General features: G+C 55.7%; 19 protein-coding genes. 16 read left to right on the forward strand and 3 right to left on the reverse strand.

The features are described 5' to 3' along the window. Positions 1–35 precede the first annotated feature (35 nt). Both ABD931_RS12185 and ABD931_RS12190 read left to right on the forward strand, forming a co-directional pair. Positions 36–1,625: an McrB family protein gene (locus ABD931_RS12185; protein ID WP_345267413.1), complete on the forward strand. Its 1,590-nt coding sequence runs from the start codon at positions 36–38 to the stop codon at positions 1,623–1,625. An 89-nt stretch (positions 1,626–1,714) separates the two neighbouring features. Next, positions 1,715–2,746, forward strand: a complete 1,032-nt coding sequence (locus tag ABD931_RS12190; protein ID WP_345267415.1) for a galactitol-1-phosphate 5-dehydrogenase — start codon at positions 1,715–1,717, stop codon at positions 2,744–2,746. Between the two features lie 4 nt (positions 2,747–2,750). On the opposite strand, the gene ABD931_RS12195 is transcribed toward ABD931_RS12190, so the two are convergent. Then, on the reverse strand, positions 2,751–3,140 hold the full coding sequence (locus tag ABD931_RS12195; RefSeq protein WP_345267417.1) for a hypothetical protein: 390 nt from the start codon (positions 3,138–3,140) through the stop codon (positions 2,751–2,753). Between the two features lie 122 nt (positions 3,141–3,262). On the opposite strand from ABD931_RS12195, the gene ABD931_RS12200 reads away from it, so the two are divergent. From ABD931_RS12200 to tamL, 14 genes are all read left to right on the forward strand, one after another. Further along, on the forward strand, positions 3,263–4,360 hold the full coding sequence (locus tag ABD931_RS12200; protein WP_345267419.1) for an acyloxyacyl hydrolase: 1,098 nt from the start codon (positions 3,263–3,265) through the stop codon (positions 4,358–4,360). Between the two features lie 75 nt (positions 4,361–4,435). Next, positions 4,436–5,500, forward strand: a complete 1,065-nt coding sequence (locus ABD931_RS12205) for a Gfo/Idh/MocA family protein (RefSeq protein WP_345267421.1) — start codon at positions 4,436–4,438, stop codon at positions 5,498–5,500. Between the two features lie 66 nt (positions 5,501–5,566). Continuing rightward, positions 5,567–6,367 carry an META domain-containing protein gene (locus ABD931_RS12210; RefSeq protein ID WP_345267423.1) on the forward strand — a complete coding sequence of 267 codons (801 nt, stop codon included), beginning with the start codon at positions 5,567–5,569 and terminating at the stop codon, positions 6,365–6,367. Positions 6,368–6,370: 3 nt separating this feature from the next. Then, positions 6,371–6,688, forward strand: a complete 318-nt coding sequence (locus ABD931_RS12215) for a hypothetical protein (RefSeq protein WP_345267425.1) — start codon at positions 6,371–6,373, stop codon at positions 6,686–6,688. A 66-nt stretch (positions 6,689–6,754) separates the two neighbouring features. Next, the gene (locus tag ABD931_RS12220; RefSeq protein WP_345267427.1) at positions 6,755–8,044 is read left to right on the forward strand and encodes an McrC family protein; all 1,290 of its coding nucleotides are present in this window, start codon (positions 6,755–6,757) and stop codon (positions 8,042–8,044) included. Between the two features lie 104 nt (positions 8,045–8,148). Continuing rightward, the gene (locus ABD931_RS12225) at positions 8,149–9,465 is read left to right on the forward strand and encodes a gluconate:H+ symporter (protein ID WP_345267429.1); all 1,317 of its coding nucleotides are present in this window, start codon (positions 8,149–8,151) and stop codon (positions 9,463–9,465) included. Positions 9,466–9,471: 6 nt separating this feature from the next. Then, entirely contained in the window at positions 9,472–10,392 is a 921-nt protein-coding gene (locus ABD931_RS12230) for an alpha/beta fold hydrolase (protein WP_345267430.1), read from the forward strand. Positions 10,393–10,562: 170 nt separating this feature from the next. Continuing rightward, entirely contained in the window at positions 10,563–11,027 is a 465-nt protein-coding gene (locus ABD931_RS12235) for a RidA family protein (RefSeq protein ID WP_345267432.1), read from the forward strand. A gap of 56 nt (positions 11,028–11,083) precedes the next feature. Further along, complete coding sequence (locus ABD931_RS12240) at positions 11,084–12,199, forward strand: D-TA family PLP-dependent enzyme (protein ID WP_345267434.1); 1,116 nt, start codon at positions 11,084–11,086, stop codon at positions 12,197–12,199. A gap of 58 nt (positions 12,200–12,257) precedes the next feature. Further along, complete coding sequence (locus ABD931_RS12245) at positions 12,258–12,932, forward strand: SGNH/GDSL hydrolase family protein (RefSeq protein WP_345267436.1); 675 nt, start codon at positions 12,258–12,260, stop codon at positions 12,930–12,932. Between the two features lie 71 nt (positions 12,933–13,003). After that, on the forward strand, positions 13,004–13,711 hold the full coding sequence (locus tag ABD931_RS12250; protein ID WP_345267438.1) for a tetratricopeptide repeat protein: 708 nt from the start codon (positions 13,004–13,006) through the stop codon (positions 13,709–13,711). A 4-nt stretch (positions 13,712–13,715) separates the two neighbouring features. Next, a complete protein-coding gene (locus tag ABD931_RS12255) occupies positions 13,716–14,783 on the forward strand; it encodes a dipeptidase (protein ID WP_345267440.1) in 1,068 nt (355 codons plus the stop codon). Between the two features lie 231 nt (positions 14,784–15,014). After that, entirely contained in the window at positions 15,015–20,015 is a 5,001-nt protein-coding gene (locus ABD931_RS12260) for a translocation/assembly module TamB domain-containing protein (protein WP_345267442.1), read from the forward strand. After that, entirely contained in the window at positions 20,012–22,363 is a 2,352-nt protein-coding gene (gene tamL, locus ABD931_RS12265) for a translocation and assembly module lipoprotein TamL (protein WP_345267445.1), read from the forward strand. The genes ABD931_RS12260 and tamL overlap by 4 nt, the downstream gene beginning before the upstream one ends. Before the next feature lie 68 nt (positions 22,364–22,431). Here tamL and ABD931_RS12270 read toward each other — a convergent pair whose 3' ends face one another. Then, on the reverse strand, positions 22,432–22,956 hold the full coding sequence (locus ABD931_RS12270; RefSeq protein WP_345267447.1) for a CHRD domain-containing protein: 525 nt from the start codon (positions 22,954–22,956) through the stop codon (positions 22,432–22,434). 116 nt (positions 22,957–23,072) lie between these two features. Then, entirely contained in the window at positions 23,073–24,089 is a 1,017-nt protein-coding gene (locus tag ABD931_RS12275) for a sodium:calcium antiporter (RefSeq protein ID WP_345267449.1), read from the reverse strand. Between the last annotated feature and the right edge of the window lie 48 nt (positions 24,090–24,137).

The raw sequence follows: 24,137 nt of genomic DNA on the forward strand, positions 1-24,137 counted from the left end.
GTCTACCGAGCTATCCATAGCGCTATTGAACCCCTATGACCGCCGAAAGTCAGCAACAACTCTTGATAGAACGCATCCGGGCCATCAATCATCCTGAAGCTATCCGGCGGTACTTCGGGCTGTTGAAAGAGCTAATCGACATCATAAACCTGCCCAACGGCGACCCGCGACTGGCGTTTGTGATCCGGAGAGATAAACAGGCTATTTCGGCTGCCATCAATTTTTTTCTGGCCCTGCGGCTGGTGCGCCCCCGCCAGGGTGAGGTGGAGTACTGGTTTACGGTCAAGAAAGACTGCCGCGACCGTCTGTCGTTTCTGGATGAAGTTGAAGTGGTACCCTTGACGGAGAAATCGGATTATGTGTCGGTCGTTATCGGGCAATCAAACGTCCATCTGCTCAATCAGCCGGTGCTGCGGAAATGCTGGGAAGACTGCTTGCTCGAACTGGTTGAGACCTCCAAACGGGGGCCGCATACCTTTCGCCACAATCCCAGCGTGTACACGGCCGCCGAAGATGAAGCCCTGCTTGGTGAACTGATCCGGCTGGCCGTTGACCCAACGCTGAGCAATGGTCAACGGCATCTGGTAGAAGAGCCGGAAGCTGCTTATCAGGAACAGCCAAAGCCGGTTCATCCAGATATTCCACTAAATATAATCTTCTACGGCCCGCCCGGCACCGGCAAAACCTATCAGGTTCAGAAACTCGCCGGGCAGTTCGAGACGGACTTCGTTACCTTTCATCAGTCGTACGGCTACGAAGAGTTTGTGGAAGGTATCCGGCCCGAAACCCGCAGCGGCCAGATTACCTACAAGGTCGCCAAAGGCATTTTCTCTAAAGCCTGTGTGGCGGCCGTGCAGAAGGCCGGGTACGCCACCCTGGCCGACTGCCTGAACGACACTCCCGACCAGCGTCGGCAGCAGCTCCGGCAGGCTCCACCGCATCTGCTGGTGATCGACGAGATCAACCGCGCCAACATCTCTAAAGTCTTCGGCGAACTGATTACACTGATCGAACCCAACAAGCGGCTGGGCGAAGCCAATGAACTATGGGTCACGCTGCCCTACTCGCAGGAGCGGTTTGGCGTACCGGCCAATCTGTACATCGTCGGCACGATGAATACCGCCGACCGGTCCATTGCCCTGCTGGACATTGCGCTGCGTCGCCGGTTCAGTTTTCGGGAGATGCTGCCGGAGCCGGGTATATTGCCGGTAGTCGATGACATTGACCTGGCGGCCCTGCTGCGCACTCTCAACGAACGCATTGAATACCTCTACGACCGCGACCACCAGATTGGTCATGCCTACCTGATGCCGGTCACCTCGCTGCCGGAGCTGTGCGCCGTGTTCCGCGACAAGATCATTCCGCTGCTGCAGGAGTACTTCTACAACGACTGGCGGAAAATCCAACTGGTGCTGGGCGACAACAAAGCCTGGGGTAAACTACCCGAACACAAACTCATCCGGGTAAAAAAGCAGTATTCCGCGTCTTTAGCTAAAGAACTCTTCGGCGAGGAGCCCGACGAGTACGCCGAAGTCGTTACCTTTGACATCAACCCGCATCTGCTTCAGCAGGAATATGATATGATTCCGAAAGAAGCGTTTGTGCATATTTATCAGAAGCCCTGACTGTACACCGGAATTGCATTCCGTTTTGGGTTGATTAAGCCGACAGACAGATAAATGAAAAGAACGGAATTGCATTCCGTTGTACACACATGAAAGCCTTAGTCCTAACCGAATACAAGCATTTTGAGGTACAGGATGTACCCAAACCCACCATCTACCCCGATGAAGTGCTGGTCCGCGTAAAAGCCGTTGGTATCTGCGGCAGCGATGTGCATGGCATGGACGGCAGCAGCGGCCGCCGGATTCCCCCTCTGGTTATGGGCCACGAAGCCTCCGGGATCATTGCCGAAGTGGGCGAAGACGTTACCGACTGGCACGTGGGCGACCGCGTTACTTTTGATTCGACCGTGTATTCGCTGGACGACTGGTACAGCCGCCGGGGCATGTACAACCTCAGCGATGGCCGGGAAGTGCTGGGTGTATCCACCCCGGAGTTCAAGCGCCAGGGTGCCTTTGCTGAGTATGTGGCGGTGCCGCAGCACATTCTGTACCGCGTCCCGGATAACGTGAGCTTCACCCAGGCCGCCCTGGTGGAGCCGGTAGCGGTGGCGCTGCACGCGCTGAGCCTGACGCCGATGCAGGTCAACGATTCGGCGGTGGTCGTAGGCGCGGGTATGATCGGCTTGTTTGTGATTCAGGCGCTGAAGATTGCCGGCTGCGGCAAAATCATCGCCCTTGACCTGGATAATGACCGGTTGGCGCTGGCCCAAAAACTCGGGGCCGATGTGGTGATGAACCCCAACGAAACCGATGTAGCCGCCGAGGTGAAAGCCCTCACCAGCGGCCGAGGTGCCGACGTGGCCTTTGAGGTAGTCGGTATTGGATCTACGGTCAATATGGCAATCGACTGTGTGCGCAAGGGCGCTACCATCACGCTGGTGGGCAATCTTACACCCAGGGCTGAGGTTCCGCTCCAGGCCATTGTTACGCGGCAGTTGCGGCTGCAGGGCTCCTGCGCCATCAACGGCGAGTACGAGGCCGCACTCAGCCTGATCTCGTCCGGCAAGATCGATGTGGAAGCCATCCTGAGCGCCGAAGTGCCGCTGGACGAAGGCGCGAGCTGGTTTCAGCGCCTGTACGATAAAGAAAAGGGCCTGATTAAAGTGGTGCTTACGCCGTAAGCATTTAACCAGCTTTAGAACCGTCGTAAATAATTATCCGCTCGGCGGGTGTACCCAGCTTACGCATAATTTCCATACGCTCAGCATTCGTCAATTTGCTTTGGTCAACCTGAGTACCGTCGCAGCGGTATATCAGACACCCAATGCAGGACATATAGCTCATGTAAATGTTAAAGTAGTCCTGATTGTTGAGAGTAATCATCGTTATGGTAGTGATGGCGGCCTCTTTCCCCTGCTTTATATCGCTGATGCGTTGCCGGAGCCACGGCAGGTTGTTCGCCGGATCTTTCACCCCGCACGCTCGCACGTTCTTCGACGCGGCTATGGTTTTATCTTGCCGGCAGGCCCCGGTTAGCAAGCCTAAACAGATCAGAAGTAGTGCTACGGGTCGCATAAAGGAGTTTGGGAAAGCGATTCTGATGCCAAGACCCGGCGGATGGGCCGGCGGTTGGAATGCCCGCTAAAAAACAGTGGCGTAGGGGTTGGTAGTTACTCATAAAAACCCACGTCACTATCATGAAAGTCATTTTGTGCCTGCTGATAACCGGCTATTTACCCATGGCTGCCGTACAGGCGCAGCCGGACTCAGCGGCCCGCAGTGAACAGATCAGCGCCCGGCTGCACTACGGGTTCATCATTCCGCATTCGGAGAGTGTCCGGGCGGTATCCAACACCAATCCGGCGGGCGTTGAACTGACCTACAGCCGGATGGCGCTAAGCCGCCGGGCCTGGGAAAACTGCAACTGCTTTGCCCGCATCGGGGCCTATCTCAACTATACCTCCTTCGCCAATCCGTCGATATTGGGGGAGACGTTCGGCGCGGGGGCTTATTTCGAGCCGCTGCTGTCGTACCGGAGACGGACTACGTTTTCGCTACGGGCAACAGCGGGGCTCGCCTACCTGACCCGCGTGTACGATGAGCAAACCAATCCACAGAATATGTTCTTCAGCATGCCCCTGAGTGGGCTGCTGGCGCTAAGTCTGAATGGCTACTATCAATTAGCCGGCCAACTCCAACTGGTCACATCCATCAATTACAACCATATCTCCAACGGCGGCACCCGGCAACCTAACAAAGGCATGAACTTCCCGACGGCCTCCGTTGGTCTGGCCTACCAGCCGCGCCCGGTCGCGATTCCCGATACGCGGCAATGGAGGGCGGCCCCGCTGACCAACCGCTGGATAGCGCGGGCCATGCTGTTCGGCACCATCAAAGTGCTGGAAGCAACCGACCGATACCCGGAGACGCCCCGTACCCAGTGGGGCACTACGCTGACAACCGGGTATCGGGTCAGCCGGCTCCATGCCTTCTCCGGGGGTGTTGAATACATCAATGACAACGCCGTTCGGGAGTATATCCGGCGCGAAAACCAGCCCGATAACTTCCGGCAACTGGCCCTGCTGGCCGGGTATGAGCTATGGCCGGGGCGGTACACCTTCAGCATCCATATGGCCTATAACGCGCTGCGGCCGGGCCCCAACTACGCCGATAAAATCTACCAGCGGTATCAACTGCTGTACCGGGCACCAGCGGGCCTGACGGCCGGTATCGGCCTTAAAGCCGACCGGCAGGTAGCCGATGGGTTCGATGTGCGGCTGGGATATGGGTTTTGAGCGAACTGCCTATCGTTGGATCATAAGTAGCGACCATGGGCAGATGTCTTTCTGATATAAACCTTCTCGTATTCCATGAACATTGCCCTTGTCGGCCCCGGCAAAGTAGCCCACCTGCATGCCAAAGCCACCCTTCAGATCCCCAATGCCAAACTGGTGGCGATTTACGGCCGCACTCCGGAAAAAACCGAAGCCTTTGCGCAGGAATACAACATCAGGGCCTATACCGACGTAGCCGAGATGGTCACGCAGGAGCAGGTCGATATCACCATCATCTGTACCCCCCACCCGGCCCATCGCGAACCGACCGTTGCCGCGCTGGAGGCCGGCTCACATGTGCTGGTGGAAAAACCCCTGGCCGCTACGCTGGAAGATTGTGACGCTATGCTCGAAGCCGCGCAACGGGCAGGACGGGTGCTGAGCGTCGTGAGCCAGCGCCGGTTTTACACGCCCTGTCAGCGCATCCGCCAGGCTATTGACGAGGGAAAAATAGGAAAGCCGGTGCTGGGTACCGTGCATACACTGAGCTGGCGCGACGAGGCTTACTACCGCAGCGATCCCTGGCGCGGTTCGTGGCAGGGCGAAGGCGGTGGTGTTTTGGTGAACCAGGCTCCGCATCAGCTCGATTTGCTGCTCTGGTTCATGGGCGAAGCCGAAGAGGTGTATGGGATCTGGCGCAACCTGAATCACCCATACATTGAGGTCGACGATACGGCCGTGGCGGTGGTGAAGTTTAAAAACGGCGGCATTGGCAACATCGTCGTCAGTAATTCGCAGAAGCCGGGTATCTATGGCCGGGTACATGTACACGGCGAGAATGGCGCTTCGGTGGGGGTAAAGACCGATGGGGGCGCTATGTTTATTGCCGGTATGCTGCCCATTCTGGACCCGCCCGTCAATGACCTGTGGACGGTGCCGGGTGAAGAAAACCTGCTGGATGGCTGGATTGAAGACGACTCGGCGGCTTTCAGGAACATCGATGCCTCTACGCATTATTTTGTGCAGCAGATCGCCGAATTCTGCGACGCCATCCGCGAAAACCGTCCGCCACTTGTTACCGGGCAGGATGGTCGCCGGGTAGTGGAGCTGTTCACGGCTATTTATGAATCAACACGAACAAACGCTGTAGTCAGGATGTGATGAATTTACCCTCCGGTATACTACATAACTTATTGCCGTCGTATGTAGTTGAGTATGTAATGCCTGATGACTCAACGACATATGACAACCAGGGTGTTTTTTTATCTGCTGTGCCTGCTGATCCTGGCCGGTAGCTGCCGGCGCGAAAGCATACCGGACCGTGCAGCCAAAACGGCCCGACCCGCTTCATCTACCTCAACCTCCTTGTGGGATGAGAAGCGAAAGCAGGGGATTGACTTCACCGCGTTTGGCAGTACGCCGGCCTGGTCGCTGGACGTAGACTTCGCCAAGAACATCCGGCTTAAAGCGCAGGGTAATAATGTGCTGACCACCTCCCTGCCCGAACCGAAGCCCTATGGCAAAAATGGTGGGGTACTCCTCGATACAAAGACGGGTACGGGCCGGCTGAGGATAACCATTGAGCCCGCCGTCTGTAAAGACGAAAACGGCCGGGAGTACGCCTACTCGGTTGTGGTTGAAGCCAATAAAAAGCGGTACACCGGCTGCGGGGCCTTTCTGCGGGCAGAGAACCGGCTGAACGATACCTGGGTGCTGGAGTCCTTCAAAGGGCAGCGGCTGCGGCCGGAACTATTTTCCGAACGCCAGTTGCCTTACCTGGCCATTAACGTAAAAGACAGCCGCCTGGAAGGATACGCCGGTTGCAATCATATACGGGGAAAAGTGCAGACAGAAGCCGATCAGGTGCAGTTTGAGCCGGTGCCGGCTACGCGTAAGGCCTGTACGTCTACCTTTGAAAGCGATTTTTTAAATGCCCTGCGAAGTGCTACCTTGTACCGTGTTGGTAAGAACCGGCTGACCCTGCTGTCGAACGGCCAATATGTAATGACCTTTCGCAAGAAAAATTGATCTATGAAGTTTTTTGTGCCCGCCGTTAAAGACGAGACCGAAGCGGAAAAAGTATACGGAATACTCCGGAAAAAAGTAATTCAGCAGCATGGCTATCAGCCCGGCCCGGCTCGGCTGTACCAGCTTGTATACGAAGAAAACGGCCAGGAGTTTACCGACACCGTGGGTGAGCCAAGCCCGTTTGGCGGAGAGCGGGTAGTGGCTATCTTCCAGGCCGAAGACAAATACCTGGTCTGCACCGCCAACAAAGGCGTGGTAAAAGGCCTGCCCATGATGGTGGGTGACTGGGCCGTGGTGCGAGTTGTTCCCTTTGAGGAGTAAACCATTGGCGCGCGACACACGCATCCGAAAGCCGGCTCGTCAATTGATTTCCTGCGTTACGCATTCATGCCTTACTCAATCTATGAATTTAGTTTAATTCGTCGCGCCGGTGATTTTTCCGATAAACCCGACTCGTTGGCTGAGTTGTACCTGCCCGATTTAGCGTTCGACAGTCTGAAAACATTTATTGTCAGACAGGAAACCGATCGGGTGCTAAGCTATGGCTGGCAAAAAGGAAAAGAGATCATCCGCACCCGAAATTATGTGGGGCTGCTGGAAACGCAGGAGGGCGTGCAACTGGAGATTTTGCCGAAGGTACACTCCCTGGCCTCGCCGATCACAGGTAATGAACCCCGAAAAGCCTTGCTGACGATGCTGCGGCATTGGCAGGATAGCCCATTCCGGCACCTGGCACCGGTGCGGTCGGGAGCCGAGCGACTGCCGTTGTGGGAGGTATTTATCCAGGCGTTTCTGGACGAAGTAACTGCCCTGCTGACCGGCGGTCTCCAGAAAGCGTATGTATCCGAAGAGGCAGATCAGCGGTACCTGCGCGGGAAGCTGCACCTGCCCGGCCAGCTGCGCCGGAACACGCTCCATACTGAACAGTTTGCCGTAATCTGCGACGAGTTTACCGCCGACCTGCCACCCAACCGGCTCCTCAAAACCGGTCTTTTGTACCTGCGTGACCGCGCCCGCAGCACCCGCAACCAGAGCCGTATCCGGCAACTGCTGTTTGCGCTGGACGAGGTACCGCCTTCGGAGCGACTAAGTGCCGACTGGCAGGCTGCCCGGGTCGCCAACCGTTTATTTGCCCGGTATGAGCCGGCCCTGCGGTGGGTACAGGCGCTGCTGCGTGGGCGGGCATTTGGCCTGTCGGCCGGATCGCATGAGCACCCATCTCTGTTGTTTCCGCTGGAGCGGGTATTTGAAGCGTATGTAGCAAGTGGATTCCGGAAATACGTCACCGACGCCGAGGTGCTGATCCAGGAGTCGTCGCAGTATCTGATCAACGAGCATGACGGAGCGCAGAAGTTTAAGCTCCGGCCCGATATTGTGTTGTACCGGCAGGGTCCGGATGGTCCACAACCCATCGTGCTGGACACCAAGTGGAAGGCCATTGACGGCACCGGCCAGACCGGCACCTACGGAATCGACCAGGCCGATCTCTACCAGCTTTATGCCTACGGCAAGAAGTACAAAGCCCCGGAGCTGGTCCTGATTTACCCCGCTAATGAAACCTTTAGGCTACCCCTCACTGTCTTCGGCTACGACCCCACGCTGCGGCTCCGTGTGGTGCCTTTCGACGTGCTGAACAGCCTCGACGCAGAAGTTCGTAAAATATTGACGTATGTATGATGCCGATAAACGCGGCTAAACGCTAACTTACGCCATTTGTCGGTGGAGGGGTAAATACCCATCGGCGGCAACCCACTAATCGTAATCCAACATACCCTGACCCAATGCCACTTGTTCTAACCTTCCTGGGGATTCTGGCCCTGGTTTTTCTGGTCCTGTATATCAAGTTAGATACATTTATTTCATTTCTGCTCGTTTCCATCAGCTTAGGGTTAATCGCCGGTATGGATGTGGCTGCCGTTGGCAAATCCATTCAGACCGGCATTGGCGGTACACTGGGCGATCTGGTGCTGATTATCGGGTTCGGGGCCATGCTGGGCCGGCTGGTGGCTGAGAGCGGAGCCGCCCGGCGCATCACCAACGTGCTCATTGGCTGGTTCGGCATCCGGTATATTCACTGGGGGCTGGCGCTGGCCGGTTTTATCATTGGTATTCCGTTGTTCTACAATGCCGGGTTTATCATTGTAGTGCCTTTGATTTTCACCATCGCCATTTCGACCGGCCTGCCGATGATGACCGTTGCCATTCCGATGCTGTCGGCCCTGTCGGTGGCGCATGGGTACCTGCCCCCGCATCCGTCGCCGGCGGCTATTACCGCCCAGCTTAACGCTAATATCGGCACCACGCTGCTGTACGGGCTCATTGTGTCCATTCCGGCCATAGTTATTGCCGGCCCGCTTTTCGGCAAAACCCTGAAACGATATAACCCCCGCCCCGACCGGGATATTTACAACATCAAAGACGTACCCAATACCGATTTGCCGGGCGTGGGTGTCAGTTTTTTTGTGGCGTTGCTGCCGGTGGTGATGCTCACCGTCTTTGGTCCCCTAAAAGGCTATTTCTCGCCCAATTCGTTCATCGGAAAACTGATTACCCTACTGGCCGAGCCATATATGGGCATGTTGATTTCGGTGCTGGTGGCGGTGTATGTGCTCGGTCTGCAGCGGGGGCAGACAATGAAAGCCGTTATGAAAGACCTGGAAGAAGCCATCAAAGCGGTTGCTCCCATTTTGCTGGTCATTGCCGGGGCCGGGGCGCTGAAGCAGATTTTTAACGACAGTGGTACCAGCAGATACATCGGCGAAATCCTGAGTGGTGTTCAGATATCGCCCCTGCTGCTGGGCTGGGGCATCGCGGCCGTTATTCGGGTCTGTATCGGCTCGGCCACTATAGCGGGACTGACCACGGTCGGAATTGTGTTGCCGCTCATTCAGCAGCAGCCCATCAAGCCCGAACTGATGGTGCTGGCCATCGGCTCCGGCAGCCTGATGTTTTCGCACATCAACGACGCTGGTTTCTGGCTGTTCAAAGAATATTTTAACCTGTCGGTCAAAGACACCATCCGCACCTGGTCGGTTATGGAGACCATTGTGTCGGTGGTTGGGCTATTTGGGGTGCTGGTGCTGGACTTGTTTGTGTAAGGGGCTATGAAACGGATACTGCTCATACTGGCGCTGCTGTTTATCATCGCCATAGCCGCCTTGTACCGGCCCGATATTCCGGTGGAAACCCTTCAGGAGCAGTATAAGACGCCGGTTTCGCATGTGGTGGAAATCGACGGCATGCCGGTACACTACCGGGCCGAGGGTGCTTCGCTGGATTCGGTCCCGCTGGTGCTGCTGCACGGTACGGGCGCATCGCTGCTGACCTGGAACGGCTGGATACCGTACTTCAGGCCCGATACGCGCACAATCCGGCTCGACCTGCCGGGGTATGGACTGACGGGGCCGCACCCTAACAATGAAGCCTCGCCGGAGTACTACGCCAAATTTTTGTCGTTTTTTCTGGACCGCCTGAACATTCGGCGGTGCGACCTCGCCGGTAATTCGCTGGGTGGAGCCATAGCCTGGCGTTTTGCCCTGCGCTACCCGGAGCGGGTGCGGAAACTGATTTTGATTGATGCGGCCGGGTATCCAAATCAGTCGGAGTCGGTGCCGATTGCGTTCCGGCTGGCCCGTATTCCGGTGGTTCGTGATGTGTTTTCCAGACTGACGCCCAAACTGCTTTTCCGCGCCAGTCTGGAAAATGTGTATGCTGACCCTGGCCAGGTGACCGATACACTGGTGCAGCAGTATTACGATATGATGCTGCGGGCCGGTAACCGCAGGGCTTTTGTCCGGCGCTCCTACCAGCCCGACAGTGCCTGGCAACGGATTCCGGAGATTCAGCAACCGACTCTGGTTATGTGGGGGCAAACGGATAAACTGATACCGATTCTCACCGCCTATCGCTTTCACGACGATTTGCCGGACGATACATTGATCGTGTACCCGAACGCCGGGCATGTGCCTATGGAGGAGCTACCGCAGCAAACAGCTATGGATGCCCGGCGGTTTCTGAAGAAGTAAACCGACGCCGTACCCCGGATTGTAATCGCACCGGCGTTCCGGTCCGGAAGCCGCTGCCTGCGCCAAACGCTTATCTTTGGGCCAACTAAACGCAATTACAATTCATAAGAAGCCGGATTTACAATCCGGAGTACATTTAAAAAACCGGAATATAATCCCGGTCTACATCTATGACACCAGACGAACGATTTGCCCGATTGGGCCTCTCTTTGCCGCCGGCCCCGAAGCCGATGGGCGTGTATAAACCCTGCCTGACAGTGCATACTTTTTTGTATGTCTCCGGCCACGGTACCGTCAGGGATGATGGCAGCCGGATCATCGGTAAGGTGGGGGTCGATATGGATGCCGATGAAGCCAAACTGGCGGCCCGCCAGGTAGGATTAGCCATCTTATCGACCCTAAAAGAAAATCTGGGGAGCCTGAACCGAATTAAACGGGTAATAAAAGTGTTAGGTATGGTCAATGCCACTCCGGACTTTGAGCGCCATCCGTACGTCATCAACGGCTGCAGCGAACTGTTTGCTGCCGTGTGGGGCGAAGATAATGGGGTAGGCGTTCGCAGTGCCGTTGGCATGGGGTCGTTACCCGAAAATATTCCGGTAGAAATTGAAGCCGTGTTTGAACTGGCCGGGTAGCCTGACCCCGTTGTTTTATTCGGAACAGATTCTGAGGCAAGCGCAGGAGTGTGAATATGGAAGAAAATTGGTACACCGTTCAGCATGTGGAGCAGATCGATTCACCGGCCTTGCTGGTGTATCCTGATCGGATTGCCCGGAATATCGGAACGATGATTGACATGGTGGGGGGGCATACCGAGCGGCTCATTCCCCACGTGAAAACCCATAAAATGGCCGAGGTGGTGCAGATGCAGCTCGACGCGGGCATTATTAAGTTCAAATGTGCCACCATTGCCGAGGCCGAAATGCTCGCTACCACCGGTGCCCAGCATGTGTTGCTGGCCTACCAGTTGACCGGCCCGAAAATCAACCGGTTCCGGGCCCTGGTGCAGGCATTTCCGCAGATCGACTGGGCGTCGCTGGTCGATAATTACGAATCGGCAGACGAACTGGGGCAGGCTTTTTCGGCTATTAACCGCAAGGCCGTCATCTACGTGGATGTCAACAATGGCATGAACCGCACCGGGCACCTGGTTAATGGGGCGCTCGGACAGCTTTACCACGATTTAAGTCAGGATGACCGGTTCGACATCCGGGGCTTCCATATTTATGACGGGCATTTTCGTGACTCCGATTATGAAACCCGCAAAGCGAAGGCCGATGAAGCCTTTGCCCAGGTGCGGGTAGTAGCCGATAAGCTGGAACGGAAAGGACTGCTTTATCCCATGATGGTTGTAGGTGGTACGCCTACCTTCTCCGTTCATGCCAAGCGGAAAGATGTCTGGTGCAGCCCCGGCACCTGCCTGTTCTGGGATTGGGGCTATGCCGATGGCCTGCCCGATCAGCACTTCAACTGGGCGGCCCTGCTGCTGACCCGCATTATCTCAAAACCCGCCGAAGGAATAGTCACTACCGATCTGGGGCATAAAGCCGTGGCGGCCGAAAACCCACTGGCTAAGAGGGTTCAGTTTCTGAACCTGGCCGGCTACGACGTCATCGGCCAGAGCGAAGAACATCTGGTGCTGCAGGTCGACAATTGGGAAACCGTTCGGGTAGGCGATGTGCTGTACGGTGTGCCTTACCACATCTGCCCCACGGTAGCGCTGCACGATGAAGCTCACGTAATCGAAGAGGGCCGCCGAGCCGGGTGCTGGACCATCGCTTCCCGCAAGCGCCGGTTGCAATATTAACCGGCTCGTCAGTAGTTTTGCGGCTGTGCCTGTCTTATCAGGATAAAAACGGTATCTTATGCGTTTGTTTTCCTATATCCTGCTGATTTGTGCTTTGCTGCTAACTACGGCTTTTGTGGCGCGTCCCAGGCGGGTCATCTTTTTTGGCGATTCCATCACGCAGGCGGGTGTGAACCCCGGCGGCTACATTACCCGGCTGAACGGTATGCTGGCGAAGCAGAACCTGGCCTCCGAATATGAACTCATTGGGGCCGGCATTGGCGGTAATAAGGTGTATGACCTGTTTCTGCGGCTGGAGGATGATGTGCTGGCGAAGAAACCCGACCTGACCTTTATCTACATTGGCGTCAACGATGTCTGGCACAAGCGTAGCTATGGCACCGGCACCGACCCGGATAAATTCGTTCGCTTTTATGAAGCCATCATCAAAAAGCTTCAGGCCAACGGCAGCAAGGTCATTCTGGTAACGCCCGCCGTGATTGGTGAGCGCACCGACCACTCCAACGATCAGGATGGTGACCTGAACCGGTATTCTGCTCTGATTCGCGAACTGGCCGCCAAAAACAACCTGCCCCTTTGCGACCTTCGCAAGGCGTTTCTGGACTATAACCTGAAGAACAACCCGAAAAACGAAGAAAAAGGCATCCTCACCACCGACCGCGTTCACCTCAACGACGCCGGTAACCAGCTCGTCGCCGATGAGATGTACAAGCTGATGGTAACGGTCAAATAAAGACTGGCTGATGGTGCCTCAGCGGTAATATTGATAACCTATATAAGGCCGGCAAAATGACACCATCAGATATGTATACCAATGAAGGTATAGCCAAAGGTAAAAAAGGAGATTTTGCCGGAGCCATAGCCGCTTTTGAAAAGGCCATTCTGTTAAACCCGGATGACGATAAGGCGTATACCGGTCGTGGTATTGTCAAAGACGAGCGAGGTGATTATCTGGGAGCGTTAAGTGATTACGACAAAGCTATCAGCCTGAACCCAAATGAGGCTACGGCCTACATAAACCGGGCTATAACCAGGAGCAATGTAAGGGATTTTGAAGGCGCTTTTGCCGATTTCGATTCGGCCATTGAGATAAACCCGGCCCTCGCCGAAGCGTATTACAACCGGGCGCAGGTGAAGGAGGAAGTCGGCACCCTGACAGGGGCTATTGATGACTATACCATGGCGATTTACCTGCAGCCGGACTATGCTGATGCCTTCAATTGCCGGAGCGACATCAGACGTCAGTTGGGCCACTTCGAGGAGGCCTTACAGGATGCCCGGAAAGCCATTGAAATAAACCCGGATCATTTGTACGCGTATGCAACTATAGCCGAAATTTACGCGCAGATGGGTGACCGCGACTTGTTCTTCGATAACCTGACAATTGCGCTGGAGAAAGGGTTTCCGGCCTGGGAATTTCAGGATGAGAACGAAGCGTATGCACCCTATCGGAACGATCCTCAGTTTCTTACTTTACTACAGACCTATAGGTCTGCCACGCAGAATACATAATCCGATGCTCTTCGACGCTCACCTCGATCTGGCCATGAACGCGCTGGAATGGAACCGCGACCTGACGCAGCCGCTGGCGGCTATTCGGGCGCGGGAAAGTCATCTGACCGACAAACCGGATCGGGGAAGGGGCGTTGTGTCATTGCCGGCGATGCGAAGGGGGGGGATCGGTTTATGCGTGGCTACGCAGATTGCCCGGTACGTGAAACCCGGTAACCCTATTCCCGGCTGGCATTCGCCGGCGCAGGCCTGGGCGCAAACCCAGGGGCAGCTGGCCTGGTACCGGGCTATGGAAGATGCGGGCGAGATGGTGCAGATTACCGACCGGGCTGGTCTGCGGCAGCACCTGACCCGCTGGCAGCAGGCCGAAGATACCAGTACGCTGCCGGTAGGGTACATACTGAGCCTGGAAGGGGCCGATTCCATTGTCGAGTTGTCGTACCTGGAGCGGGCCTATGCGCAGGGGCTGCGGGCGGTCGGGCCGGCGCACTATGGGCCAGGTACGTATGCGTTCGGTACCGATTCGGAAGGAGGTATTGGCGCAAAGGGCCGGGAACTGCTGCGGGAGATGGAGCGGCTGAACATTATTCTGGATGCTACCCACCTGTCGGATACCAGTTTCTGGGAGGCCCTCGATGTATTTCACGGCCCCGTCTGGGCCAGCCATAACAACTGCCGGACGCTGGTGCCCCACCAGCGGCAGTTTAGCGATGCACAAGTGCGGGAGTTAATCCAGCGGGGAGCCGTTATCGGCGTAGTACTCGATGCCTGGATGATGGTGCCGGGCTGGATTCGTGGCCAGACAACACCCCAGTCGGCCGGCCTGCAACTGGAACGCATCCTGGACCATGTGGACCATATCTGCCAACTCGCCGGCAACGCCAGCCACATCGGCATCGGCTCCGACCTCGACGGTGCGTTCGGCAACGAGCAGTGTCCCGCCGACCTCGACTCCATTGCCGACCTGCAGCGGCTTCCCGACCTGTTGCGACAGCGCGGCTACTCCCAACAGGCTATTGACCAGTTTGCGTACAAGAACTGGGTCAGTTTTTTGGAACGAATTTGGCCCTGATTTTACTTTTTTTAGATTATCCTCTATTCATCAGTTGGTTTTTAGACCAGTCGATAACATTATCCAGCTAACATAAGTTACTTGATAGGAAACCCGGAAACAGCATGCAACACGGCTGCTGCTATTCTCGTATTTGTCCTGAAGCATGATAGGGTCAAAGACACTCCTGCTGGGGCCCGACTGCTTCATGACAACCGGCTCCTGGATAACGGCTGGTAAACTCGACGCACTGTGAAACGATTTTTTCTGACTGCTTTATACGTCATTCTGGCTCTCCTGTTCCTGGTAGCCGGTTTTCTGGGCTTTATTGCGGTAACCCCCCTGGGGCAGCAGTTTGTTACCCGGCAGGTAAATCGGTACCTGGCCAAAAAACTGAAAACGCCGTTCTCGATCGGCAGCATTACTTACCGCCTGCCCGACTGGATTGCCCTCGAAAATGTGTATTTCGAAACACCCAAAGGCGATACGCTGCTGTACGGCCGGCGCATGTACGTCAACCTGGATATGTGGGGGCTGCTTCAGAACCGGGTAGCCCTCAACGATATTCAGCTGGATAACATCCGGCTGTACATCAAGCGAACTCTGCCCGATACCACTTACAACTTTCAGTTTCTGGTCGATGCCTTCGATACCGGCGATACTACGACCACCCGCGATACGTCGGCGGCTCCGCTGGATTTGAGCCTGACGCTGGTGGGGTTCAATAATGTGCGTATCCGATACCATGACGATGTAGTCGGGATGGACTCGAACTTCTTTCTGGATAGTATGCGGGCCCGGTTCGATGAGGTAAACCTACAGCGGTCGCGCTACCGCCTGGATAGCGTACAGGTGTATGGCCTGAATGCGACTGCCCGGATGTATGAAGGCGTAGGCACCAGCCAGAAAACCCCAAAATCATCGGATACGCTCGATCTGGCGCTCGGTCACTGGAAAGTCCGGGGAGTTCGGTGGGATCTGCGTACCGACGGCGCCGGCTTTGAAACCAAAGGGAAAGTAGACCGGCTGGATATGACGGCCGACTATTTTCATCTGGATGGTCAGCAGGCAGCTATCCGGTCGTTTTATCTGGCGGGGGCCGATATTTCAGCTTTGCAGGAGAAACAAGTCCGAACGGCTGCTCCGCCCAACCGCGAATCGCCCGAAGCGCAGGATGCCGGCTGGAAAGTGAAGATTGGGCAGATCCGGCTGGACAGCAACCGCATCCGGTACACCGATCAGAATCAGCGTCCTCAGCCGTCGGGCATCGATTTTGCTAATTTGGATATTACCCGCTTCGGCCTGATGGGACAGGGCATTTACTACAGCCCGGAGCAGATGTATGGAAAAATCCGGCAGGCCCAGTTTCGGGAGAAAAGCGGCTTTGTGCTGCAGCGGTTCGATGCCGATTTTATGTACAGCGACACCATGACCGCGCTGACCCGGTTTTACCTGAAAACTCCCGGTACCCTGCTGCGCGATAAACTGGTGCTTCGCTATGATTCGCTGGGGCAATTGAGCAATCCCTCCAGCCAGGTAGTGGTTAACATGAATTTGCGGCAGAGTTCTGTGGCGGTGGCCGATATTTTGCGGCTGGTACCCACGCTGGCCGATACCCCACCGTTTGCCGGTAACCGAAACGCGGTATTCCGCATCAACGCCAGGGCCGTCGGTACTACGGCTTCGCTCAACATTCCAACGTTCGATGTGGCTACGCTGACGGATACGCGCATCCGGGCCAATGGCCAGTTGCGCAACGTGACCGACCCGAACCGGCTGGTGATGAACATCACCCTCGCCGAAGCCCGCACCAACCGCGCCGACCTGAACCGGCTGGTGCCGCCCAACACCCTGCCCGATTCGTTCAGCTTACCGCCCGCCCTGCGGCTGACCGGTCGTATTCAGGGGAAACTCGACAACATAAACCTGGATGCGCAGATACAGACCGGCGGCTGGGGAACTGCCTCGTACGATGGCTCCCTGCGGGGCTTCTATACGGGCCGGAGGCAGGCCTACAAAGGAACCCTGACGCTGGCAAGTCTGGATGCCGGTAAGTTTCTGCAAAACCCGCAGCAGTATGGCCCCATCAGCGGCCGGGCTACGTTTAACGGGCAGGGCCTGGACCCGAACACCATGAATACCACCTTCGACGTCAATGTAAGCGAAGCCACCCTGAACGGCTACCGCTACCAGAATCTGGACGTAGAAGGACAACTGGTGCAGGGTATGCTGACGGTGCGGGGTGGGCTCAATGACCCAAATGCGCAGATCAACCTGGATACGGAGGTGGGGCTGAAGCAGGCGTATCCGAGTGTAGAAGGCGAAATAGCCATTCAGAAGCTTGACCTTAACGCTCTGAAGCTATACGAAAAGCCGCTGGCCATGAGCGGAGTCTTTACCGTCGACTTCGCTTCTACCAATCCGACCGCGCCGGAGGGCCGGCTACAGGCCCGCAATGCTTCTGTAACGCTGGACGGTAAAACCTACCCCATCGATTCGCTATACCTGGTAGCCGATACCGATCAGAACCGGAAGATCCTGATGGCGCGGGTGCCCTTCGGCGAAATTGCGCTGAACGGGGAGTTTCAGTACACCCAACTGCCGGATATGTTTATCGGCGAGTTCAGCAAGTATTTCAAGATTCCGGATGTGACCTATAATCCGGTGCAGCCGCCCTACAGCGCCAATATCGAGCTGAAAGCCTACCAGCATCCGCTGCTGCAGGCATTTGTGCCGGGCCTGACCCGCATGGACACCGTTCGGCTGAATGGATATATCGATAATGTGCGGGATACTACCTTTGCCGCCAATCTGCGCACAGGCCTTGTCGAATACGATACCACCGTGGTGCAGGGCGCAACCCTGTCGCTGGTTGCGGTGAACGACCGTCTCAATATCGACGGTACGATCAATGCGGTCCAGACCCAGAGCCTGAGCCTGAACGAAACCCGGCTAACGGGTACGGCGGCCGACAACCAGTTACAGTTCTCGGTCGTTACCGAAGATTCGGCCGGCCGGGATCAGCACGGCCTGGCTGGCCGGTTAGCCATTATAGACAATAACTACCGGCTGAATTTGAGCCGGAATGGGCTGCTGACTAACTACCATACCTGGCAGGCCGATACCGCGGGCTTTGTGCAGTACGGCAAAGACGGTATTCTGGCGCAGCAATTTACCATCCGCTCCGAAGGGCAGATCCTGACGCTGAACAGCGTGGAGCCCAGACCCGGTGCCCCCTTACGCGTAGCAGCGAAGGACTTTCGGCTATCGGAGATGGCGGCCCTGGCCAATCAGGATTCTACCCTGATCGGCGGGGTTTTAAACGGCGATGTCATTGTCCGCGACATCACCGGAACCCCATCGTTCACGGGTGATGTGCGGGTCGATAGTCTGACTGTCATGGAAAAACCGATAGGCACCCTGACGGCCCGTATGACCAACACGGCCGATAACCAGATTCAGGTAGCCGCCAACCTGTCGGGGCCGTATAACCAGGCGCAGGTGACGGGCTTGTACAATCCTTCATCGGAAACACAGCCGCTGAATTTCCGGGTAAATCTGGAGCGGCTGGATGCCCGCACCGTAGAGGCTTTCAGCTTCGGAGAACTCCGCCAGGCGAAAGGACAGCTTACCGGACAGTTTACCGTGACCGGATCGCCCAGCTCACCCCAGATGAACGGAACCGTTTCGTTTGATTCGGTTGCTTTTAATATCGCGCAGCTTAACACTACGTACCGGATCGACCGCGAAACGCTGCGGCTGAACGGCCAGACCATTGCTTTTCAGGATTTCGATGTGACTGATACGCTGGGGCGTACGCTGACCACCAATGGTACGGTAACGCTAAAGTCGTTGCCCGATCAGGTAAACTATGACCTCCGGATACGGGCAGAAAAGTTCCTGGTGCTCGACGCGGCCCGTAAAGACAATGATTATTTGTACGGTAATGCCGCCGTCACCGGTAATCTCCGGGTCAGTGGTAGCGGCAGTACGCCATCCATTGTGGGGAACATACGACTGGAAGACAACGCCAAAGTGACGGTTGTGCTGCCCGACGAGTCGATGGATGTCAATGAAGCCCGGCAGACGGTCATTTTTATTGATCCGGCCGATTCGCTGGCTTTGCAGAAATACCTCACCCGGCCCAGACCCGATACTACCCAGGCCCGGCTCTCGTTCGATAATGTAACCAATACCAATATCTCGCTGAATCTGGAAGCGACCGACCGGTCGGAGATCACGATTGTGGTGGATGAACTGAATGGCGATTACCTCCGTGCCCGCGGCAATGCCCGGCTGAACGTAGAGATGAGCGCCAGCGGGGATGTTAATGTGTACGGCCGTTACGATGTTACCGAGGGTGAGTACGAAATGACCTATCAGGTACTAAAGCGGCAGTTTCAGATTCAGAAGGGCAGCTACATCAACTTCTCCGGCGATCCAATGCGGGCCGATGTCAACATTACCGCCGTGTATGAGACAATGGCTACCCCGGCTGATCTGATTGCCAACGAATCGACCCAGCCCATACCGGCCGAGGCCCGGCAGAAAATCCCGTTCCAGGTGCTGTTGAAGATGAGCGGTAACCTGTCGAATCCGGATATCAAATTCGACATTATCGTACCCGAGAAGAGCTTTGTCTCTACTGCCGCGGTGGTCCGCACGGTGAAAGATAAGCTAGCCATGCTGCGGCAGGATGAATCGCAGATCAACAAGCAGGTATTTGCCCTGCTGGTGCTGAACGGGTTTATTTCGGAGAATACCTCCAACTTCTTTTCCGGCTCGGGCGATGGCGGAGGAGCCGAAAACCTGGCCCGCAACAGTGTCAGCAAACTGCTGTCGGAGCAGTTACAGCGGATGGCGTCCAACGTGCTGCAAGGGTTTAACGTCGACTTCGACCTGATGTCTAGTTCATACGCAGGAACAGGTGCCGCGCCGGCTACCCGGACCGACCTCAACGTGGGCTTATCGCGGAGCTTTTTACAGGGGCGGCTGAATGTGGCAGTAGGTCGCAACTTTGTGTTGCAGAACAATACCGCCATTGGCCGAAACCCTTCCGAACTGTTTGACAATGTATCGATCACCTACAGCCTGACCCGCGATGGCCGCTATATGCTGCGGGCCTACCGCAACAATGCCTACCAGGCCATACTGGAGGGCTTTGTCATTGAAACCGGTATTGGGTTTGTCATCACCCTCGATTACAATACGCTGCGCCAATTATTTAACAAGGGAAGCGAACCAGACCTATGAAACAACAATACGGCATAGCGCTGCTTGGCTTATTACTCGGTGGAATGCTGCTGGGAGGCTGTAATGTAGCCAAACATTTGCCGGCCAATGAGCGCCTGTATGTTGGCACGGATATATATGTTAAAGGCGATTCAGGCGTATCGGCTGCCGAGCAGAAAACGCTTAAGGGGCAGTTGAAAGAGCTGGCCCGGCCAAAGCCCAACAAAACGCTGTTCGGTTACCCGTATAAAGTATGGCTCTATTACCTGATGGGTGAGCCGCGTCGGGAGAACGACTTCCGGGCCTGGTTTCGCCGAAAGCTGGGAGAGCCGCCGGTGCTGGCTAGTGCCAAAGCCATTTCGTCTAACAAGACAGTAATGACGGCGTTTCTTGAAAACGAAGGCTACTTTCGGTCAGCGGTCGATGGGCGGCTGGAGGAAATAAAAGGATACCAGGCCAGGGCAATTTACGAAGCGACCGTACAACCCCGGTACTACATTGATTCCGTAAGGTTTCTGATCGATTCCACCACCATCCGGAAAGAGCTGGTCGCCATTCGCAACCGGTCCTTGCTGAAAGTCGGTAACCCCTACCGGTTTGAGGTTATAAAAGCCGAACAGGAGCGAATCAGTGAAATGCTCCACCGACGAGGATTCTATTATTTCCAGCCTAATTACGTAGCGGTGCTGGTTGATAGTACGACGGGCGACCACCGGGTTCGGATATATATCGCCCTGAAGCCCGACATGCCGGAAGCGGCCGAAATTCCGTACCAAATCCGGGATATTTACGTGTACCCCAGTTACAGTATACGGGGTGCCGAACGAGATACAAACCAGCGAAATGCTACTGCCTATCAGGGACTGCAGATTGTTGATCCAGGCAATTATTATAAACCGGAGCTGTTTGCCAATGTAATTGGTTTTCGGCCTGGTATGCGCTACAACAGCCGGATTCAGGACCTCACGCTGTCGCGGCTAATCAGTCTGGGTACGTTTAAGTTTGCCCGAAATCGCTTTGAGCCGTCGTTACAGGGTGACTCGGCCGTGCTGGACGTACACTATTACCTGACGCCCTATCCCAAAAAATCGGTTCGGCTGGAAATTGCCGGCCTGACCAAATCGAACAACCTGGCGGGTTCACAGCTTACGCTGAGCTGGCGTAACCGCAATGCGTTGCGCCGGGCCGAGTTGCTGACCATCAACGGCACGGCCGGTTTTGAGGTGCAGATCGGGGGAGGAGTGCAGCCCGTTACCAACAACCGGCTTGGCCTCGAAGCTAATCTGACCTTCCCCCGGCTGGTGTTGCCGTTCCGGTTTCGTTACGACCGACGGCAGGTGCTGCCTAAAACAAATGTGCAGCTCGGTTACGAATTTATCTCCCGACGAACCCTGTATAACCTGAACTCGGTTAAAGCGTCGTTTGGCTATATCTGGCGTACAGACTTCCGGCTGGAGCATACCTTTCAGCCGTTTAATATCAACTACGTCAATACATTTGGTATTACTGACCGGTTTATCGACCTGCTGCTGGATGCCGACCCGGCTACGTTTCAGCAGTATTTCAATGTGCTGACGGCCCGGCAACTTATCTTAAGTACAATCTATTCCTTCAACTTCAACTCATCACCCCGCACCGCAGGTGCGTATACCTACCGGCTGAATGTCAATCTGGAGCCGGCCGGTAATCTGGCGGGCCTGCTAATCCAGAACCGAAATGAGGATGGAAACAAAACAATAGCTGGTGTGCCGTTTGCCCAATTCTTCCGGGCCGATATTGACAACCGCCACTACTTCCACCTGAATCCCGGCTTAACCTGGGCCAACCGGATTTTTGCGGGAATCGGTATTCCTTATGGTAATACGCCTTACGGCAATGCGCCCCAGCTGCCGTTTATCCGGCAGTATTTTGCCGGGGGGAGTACCAGTCTGCGGGCGTTTCGGCCCCGGGCGGTTGGTCCTGGTTCGTACTCCCGCACCGCCGGCGGCCAGCGGATACTGCTGTTGCAGGATGGTGGCGGTGATGTAAAGCTGGAGTTTGGCACCGAACTGCGACAGCGCCTGACGCAGTATTTGCAGGGGGCCTTGTTTCTGGATGTCGGTAATGTCTGGATGTACGCCGACGAAACAACCTACGGACCGGGCTCTAAATTTACCAAAGAGTTTTATAAGCAACTGGCAGTAGGTACCGGCGTTGGATTGCGCATCGACCTGTCGTTTTTTGTGCTGCGTTTCGACCTGGCTTTCCCCCTGCGCAAGCCCTGGCTCGCCGAAGACCAGCGCTGGGTGTTCGACGAAATTGCGCCCGGCAGCCGTGCCTGGCGCCGGGATAACCTGATCCTGAACGTAGCGGTGGGGTATCCGTTCTGAGGCATCCTCCCGAAAATAAACGCGGGGAGCCGGTTCTGGCAACCGGCTCCCCGCATTGGGTTTAAGCCCTACTCGACCTGCCCGCGAACTTCGCCACCCGGATACGCTTTGGTGTGAACGTTGAAATAGATTTCGCCATTTTGCAAGGCTGTACGCAGACTTTCGAGCGTCATACCGGCTAATGCGCCTTTCAGGCTGGCAGCAGTGAAAGTGCCCTCCGCTATGACCCCGTTTGACTTACCGGGAATGCCGGGCATCATAATCAGGTCTACGACAACACCCCCATTTTGCCCGGCCACTGCTTTGTGCAAATGCGCCATGGTAATGTCGGTCAGGTTGGAGACGATCAGCTTGAAGTAAACCTCGGTGCCGTCTTTGCTGAATCGTAATAGTCCCTGCCCCTGCGCTTTCGATTCTACCGGTGGGGTCCGAACCTCCTGGGCAGCGGTCAGGTGGGCCGTAAAATTGTCCTGAACCCCTTTCCGGGCGCTGGCTGCCGGGCTTCCTGAATCAGGAGTGGCACTTGGCTGCTGGCAGGAGGTAAATAGCGCCGTGCTTAGAGCAAAGCTTAGAAGAAGTACGCCGGCTTTCATACAGATTTGAATTTTAGGGTGAAGAAATAAGATGAAATAAGTCTCAAATAATAGTACGTATAAAAAGCCGGTTTGGATGCTTCACCTGAAAAATAGGTATAATCAGCAACTTATGGCTAGGGCGTGAGGTTGGACCGGTACAGCAGGTACATGGTGAAGAAATACGTGATGACCATTAGCAGCGAGCCATAGGCGAGCACAAATCGCTTCTTCTGCGGCCGGAAGATAAGGCCGGTAACGGCAATGGAGGCCATGATGATGGTGGCTAGGATGGAGACGATATGCACCGACGACGCTTCGGTAAAAATCGACCCTTTGGTGTAGGCAATATCGTCGATCGCCAGAATACCGATGTTGAACAGGTTACTGCCGAACAGGTTCCCCACGGCAATGTCGAACGCCCCGATCCGGATGGCTGAGATACTGACCACCATTTCGGGCAGGGAAGTGGTGGTTGCCAGAAATAAGGTGCCTACAAAGCCTTGTTGCAGGCCTGTAGTCTCGGCCAGGCGCTCGGCAAAGGAGGGGAGAAAAATGGCCGATACTACTACCAGCAAGGCAAAAAAGATGTAGCGCGTAATAGCCGTTTTCAGCGCAACCGGATGGCTCGTTATCTGCTCGGCTGCGGTCTGTTCGTGTTGAATATTGGCTTCGTGGCGTTGTACCATCCGAATGGCCATCACATAAATGGTCAGCGAGAGCAGACTGCCGATGCTGACCCAGCCCAGTGTAGGGATGTGCTCCTGATAGAGCAGCGAAAAACCCGTGGAGCCAACCAGGATAATACTCAGCGCAGCCGCCAGCGCGTGGTTGACGCTCACCTTGCTGACGGCCGGTATCTTATCCCGGATAAACAAATCCATCAGGGCCAGAATCAGCATGTTAAATACGCAACTGCCGTACACATCACCCAGCGCCAGGTCGGGTGCCCCTACGTAAATAACCGAACTCAGGCCGGTAATCAGCTCGGGCAGTGAGGTAACGGCGGCCATCAGAATAAGCCCAAACCAGGCTCCGCCCAGGCCCGTCTGTTCGGCAATGATGTCGCCGTAGTAAGAAAGCCGCGAACCGGCAAAAACGATGATTACGGAGCAGAATAAGAAACCGCCGATGACTTCCGTTAATTCAAGCATGGTGGTGGGGGTTAAGTCTGGCCGCTAAACTAAGCAAATCACATCTTT

The organism is Nibrella viscosa, assembly GCF_039541875.1.
GTDB lineage: Bacteria > Bacteroidota > Bacteroidia > Cytophagales > Spirosomataceae > Nibrella > Nibrella viscosa.

Bases quoted from the DNA above. Each gene is read 5' to 3' on its own strand.
- ABD931_RS12185 (WP_345267413.1), top strand. From the start codon at position 36: ATGACCGCCGAAAGTCAGCAACAACTCTTGATAGAACGCATCCGGGCC.
- ABD931_RS12190 (WP_345267415.1), top strand. From the start codon at position 1,715: ATGAAAGCCTTAGTCCTAACCGAATACAAGCATTTTGAGGTACAGGAT.
- ABD931_RS12195 (WP_345267417.1), bottom strand. From the start codon at position 3,140: ATGCGACCCGTAGCACTACTTCTGATCTGTTTAGGCTTGCTAACCGGG.
- ABD931_RS12200 (WP_345267419.1), top strand. From the start codon at position 3,263: ATGAAAGTCATTTTGTGCCTGCTGATAACCGGCTATTTACCCATGGCT.
- ABD931_RS12205 (WP_345267421.1), top strand. From the start codon at position 4,436: ATGAACATTGCCCTTGTCGGCCCCGGCAAAGTAGCCCACCTGCATGCC.
- ABD931_RS12210 (WP_345267423.1), top strand. From the start codon at position 5,567: ATGACTCAACGACATATGACAACCAGGGTGTTTTTTTATCTGCTGTGC.
- ABD931_RS12215 (WP_345267425.1), top strand. From the start codon at position 6,371: ATGAAGTTTTTTGTGCCCGCCGTTAAAGACGAGACCGAAGCGGAAAAA.
- ABD931_RS12220 (WP_345267427.1), top strand. From the start codon at position 6,755: ATGCCTTACTCAATCTATGAATTTAGTTTAATTCGTCGCGCCGGTGAT.
- ABD931_RS12225 (WP_345267429.1), top strand. From the start codon at position 8,149: ATGCCACTTGTTCTAACCTTCCTGGGGATTCTGGCCCTGGTTTTTCTG.
- ABD931_RS12230 (WP_345267430.1), top strand. From the start codon at position 9,472: ATGAAACGGATACTGCTCATACTGGCGCTGCTGTTTATCATCGCCATA.
- ABD931_RS12235 (WP_345267432.1), top strand. From the start codon at position 10,563: ATGACACCAGACGAACGATTTGCCCGATTGGGCCTCTCTTTGCCGCCG.
- ABD931_RS12240 (WP_345267434.1), top strand. From the start codon at position 11,084: ATGGAAGAAAATTGGTACACCGTTCAGCATGTGGAGCAGATCGATTCA.
- ABD931_RS12245 (WP_345267436.1), top strand. From the start codon at position 12,258: ATGCGTTTGTTTTCCTATATCCTGCTGATTTGTGCTTTGCTGCTAACT.
- ABD931_RS12250 (WP_345267438.1), top strand. From the start codon at position 13,004: ATGTATACCAATGAAGGTATAGCCAAAGGTAAAAAAGGAGATTTTGCC.
- ABD931_RS12255 (WP_345267440.1), top strand. From the start codon at position 13,716: ATGCTCTTCGACGCTCACCTCGATCTGGCCATGAACGCGCTGGAATGG.
- tamL (WP_345267445.1), top strand. From the start codon at position 20,012: ATGAAACAACAATACGGCATAGCGCTGCTTGGCTTATTACTCGGTGGA.
- ABD931_RS12270 (WP_345267447.1), bottom strand. From the start codon at position 22,956: ATGAAAGCCGGCGTACTTCTTCTAAGCTTTGCTCTAAGCACGGCGCTA.
- ABD931_RS12275 (WP_345267449.1), bottom strand. From the start codon at position 24,089: ATGCTTGAATTAACGGAAGTCATCGGCGGTTTCTTATTCTGCTCCGTA.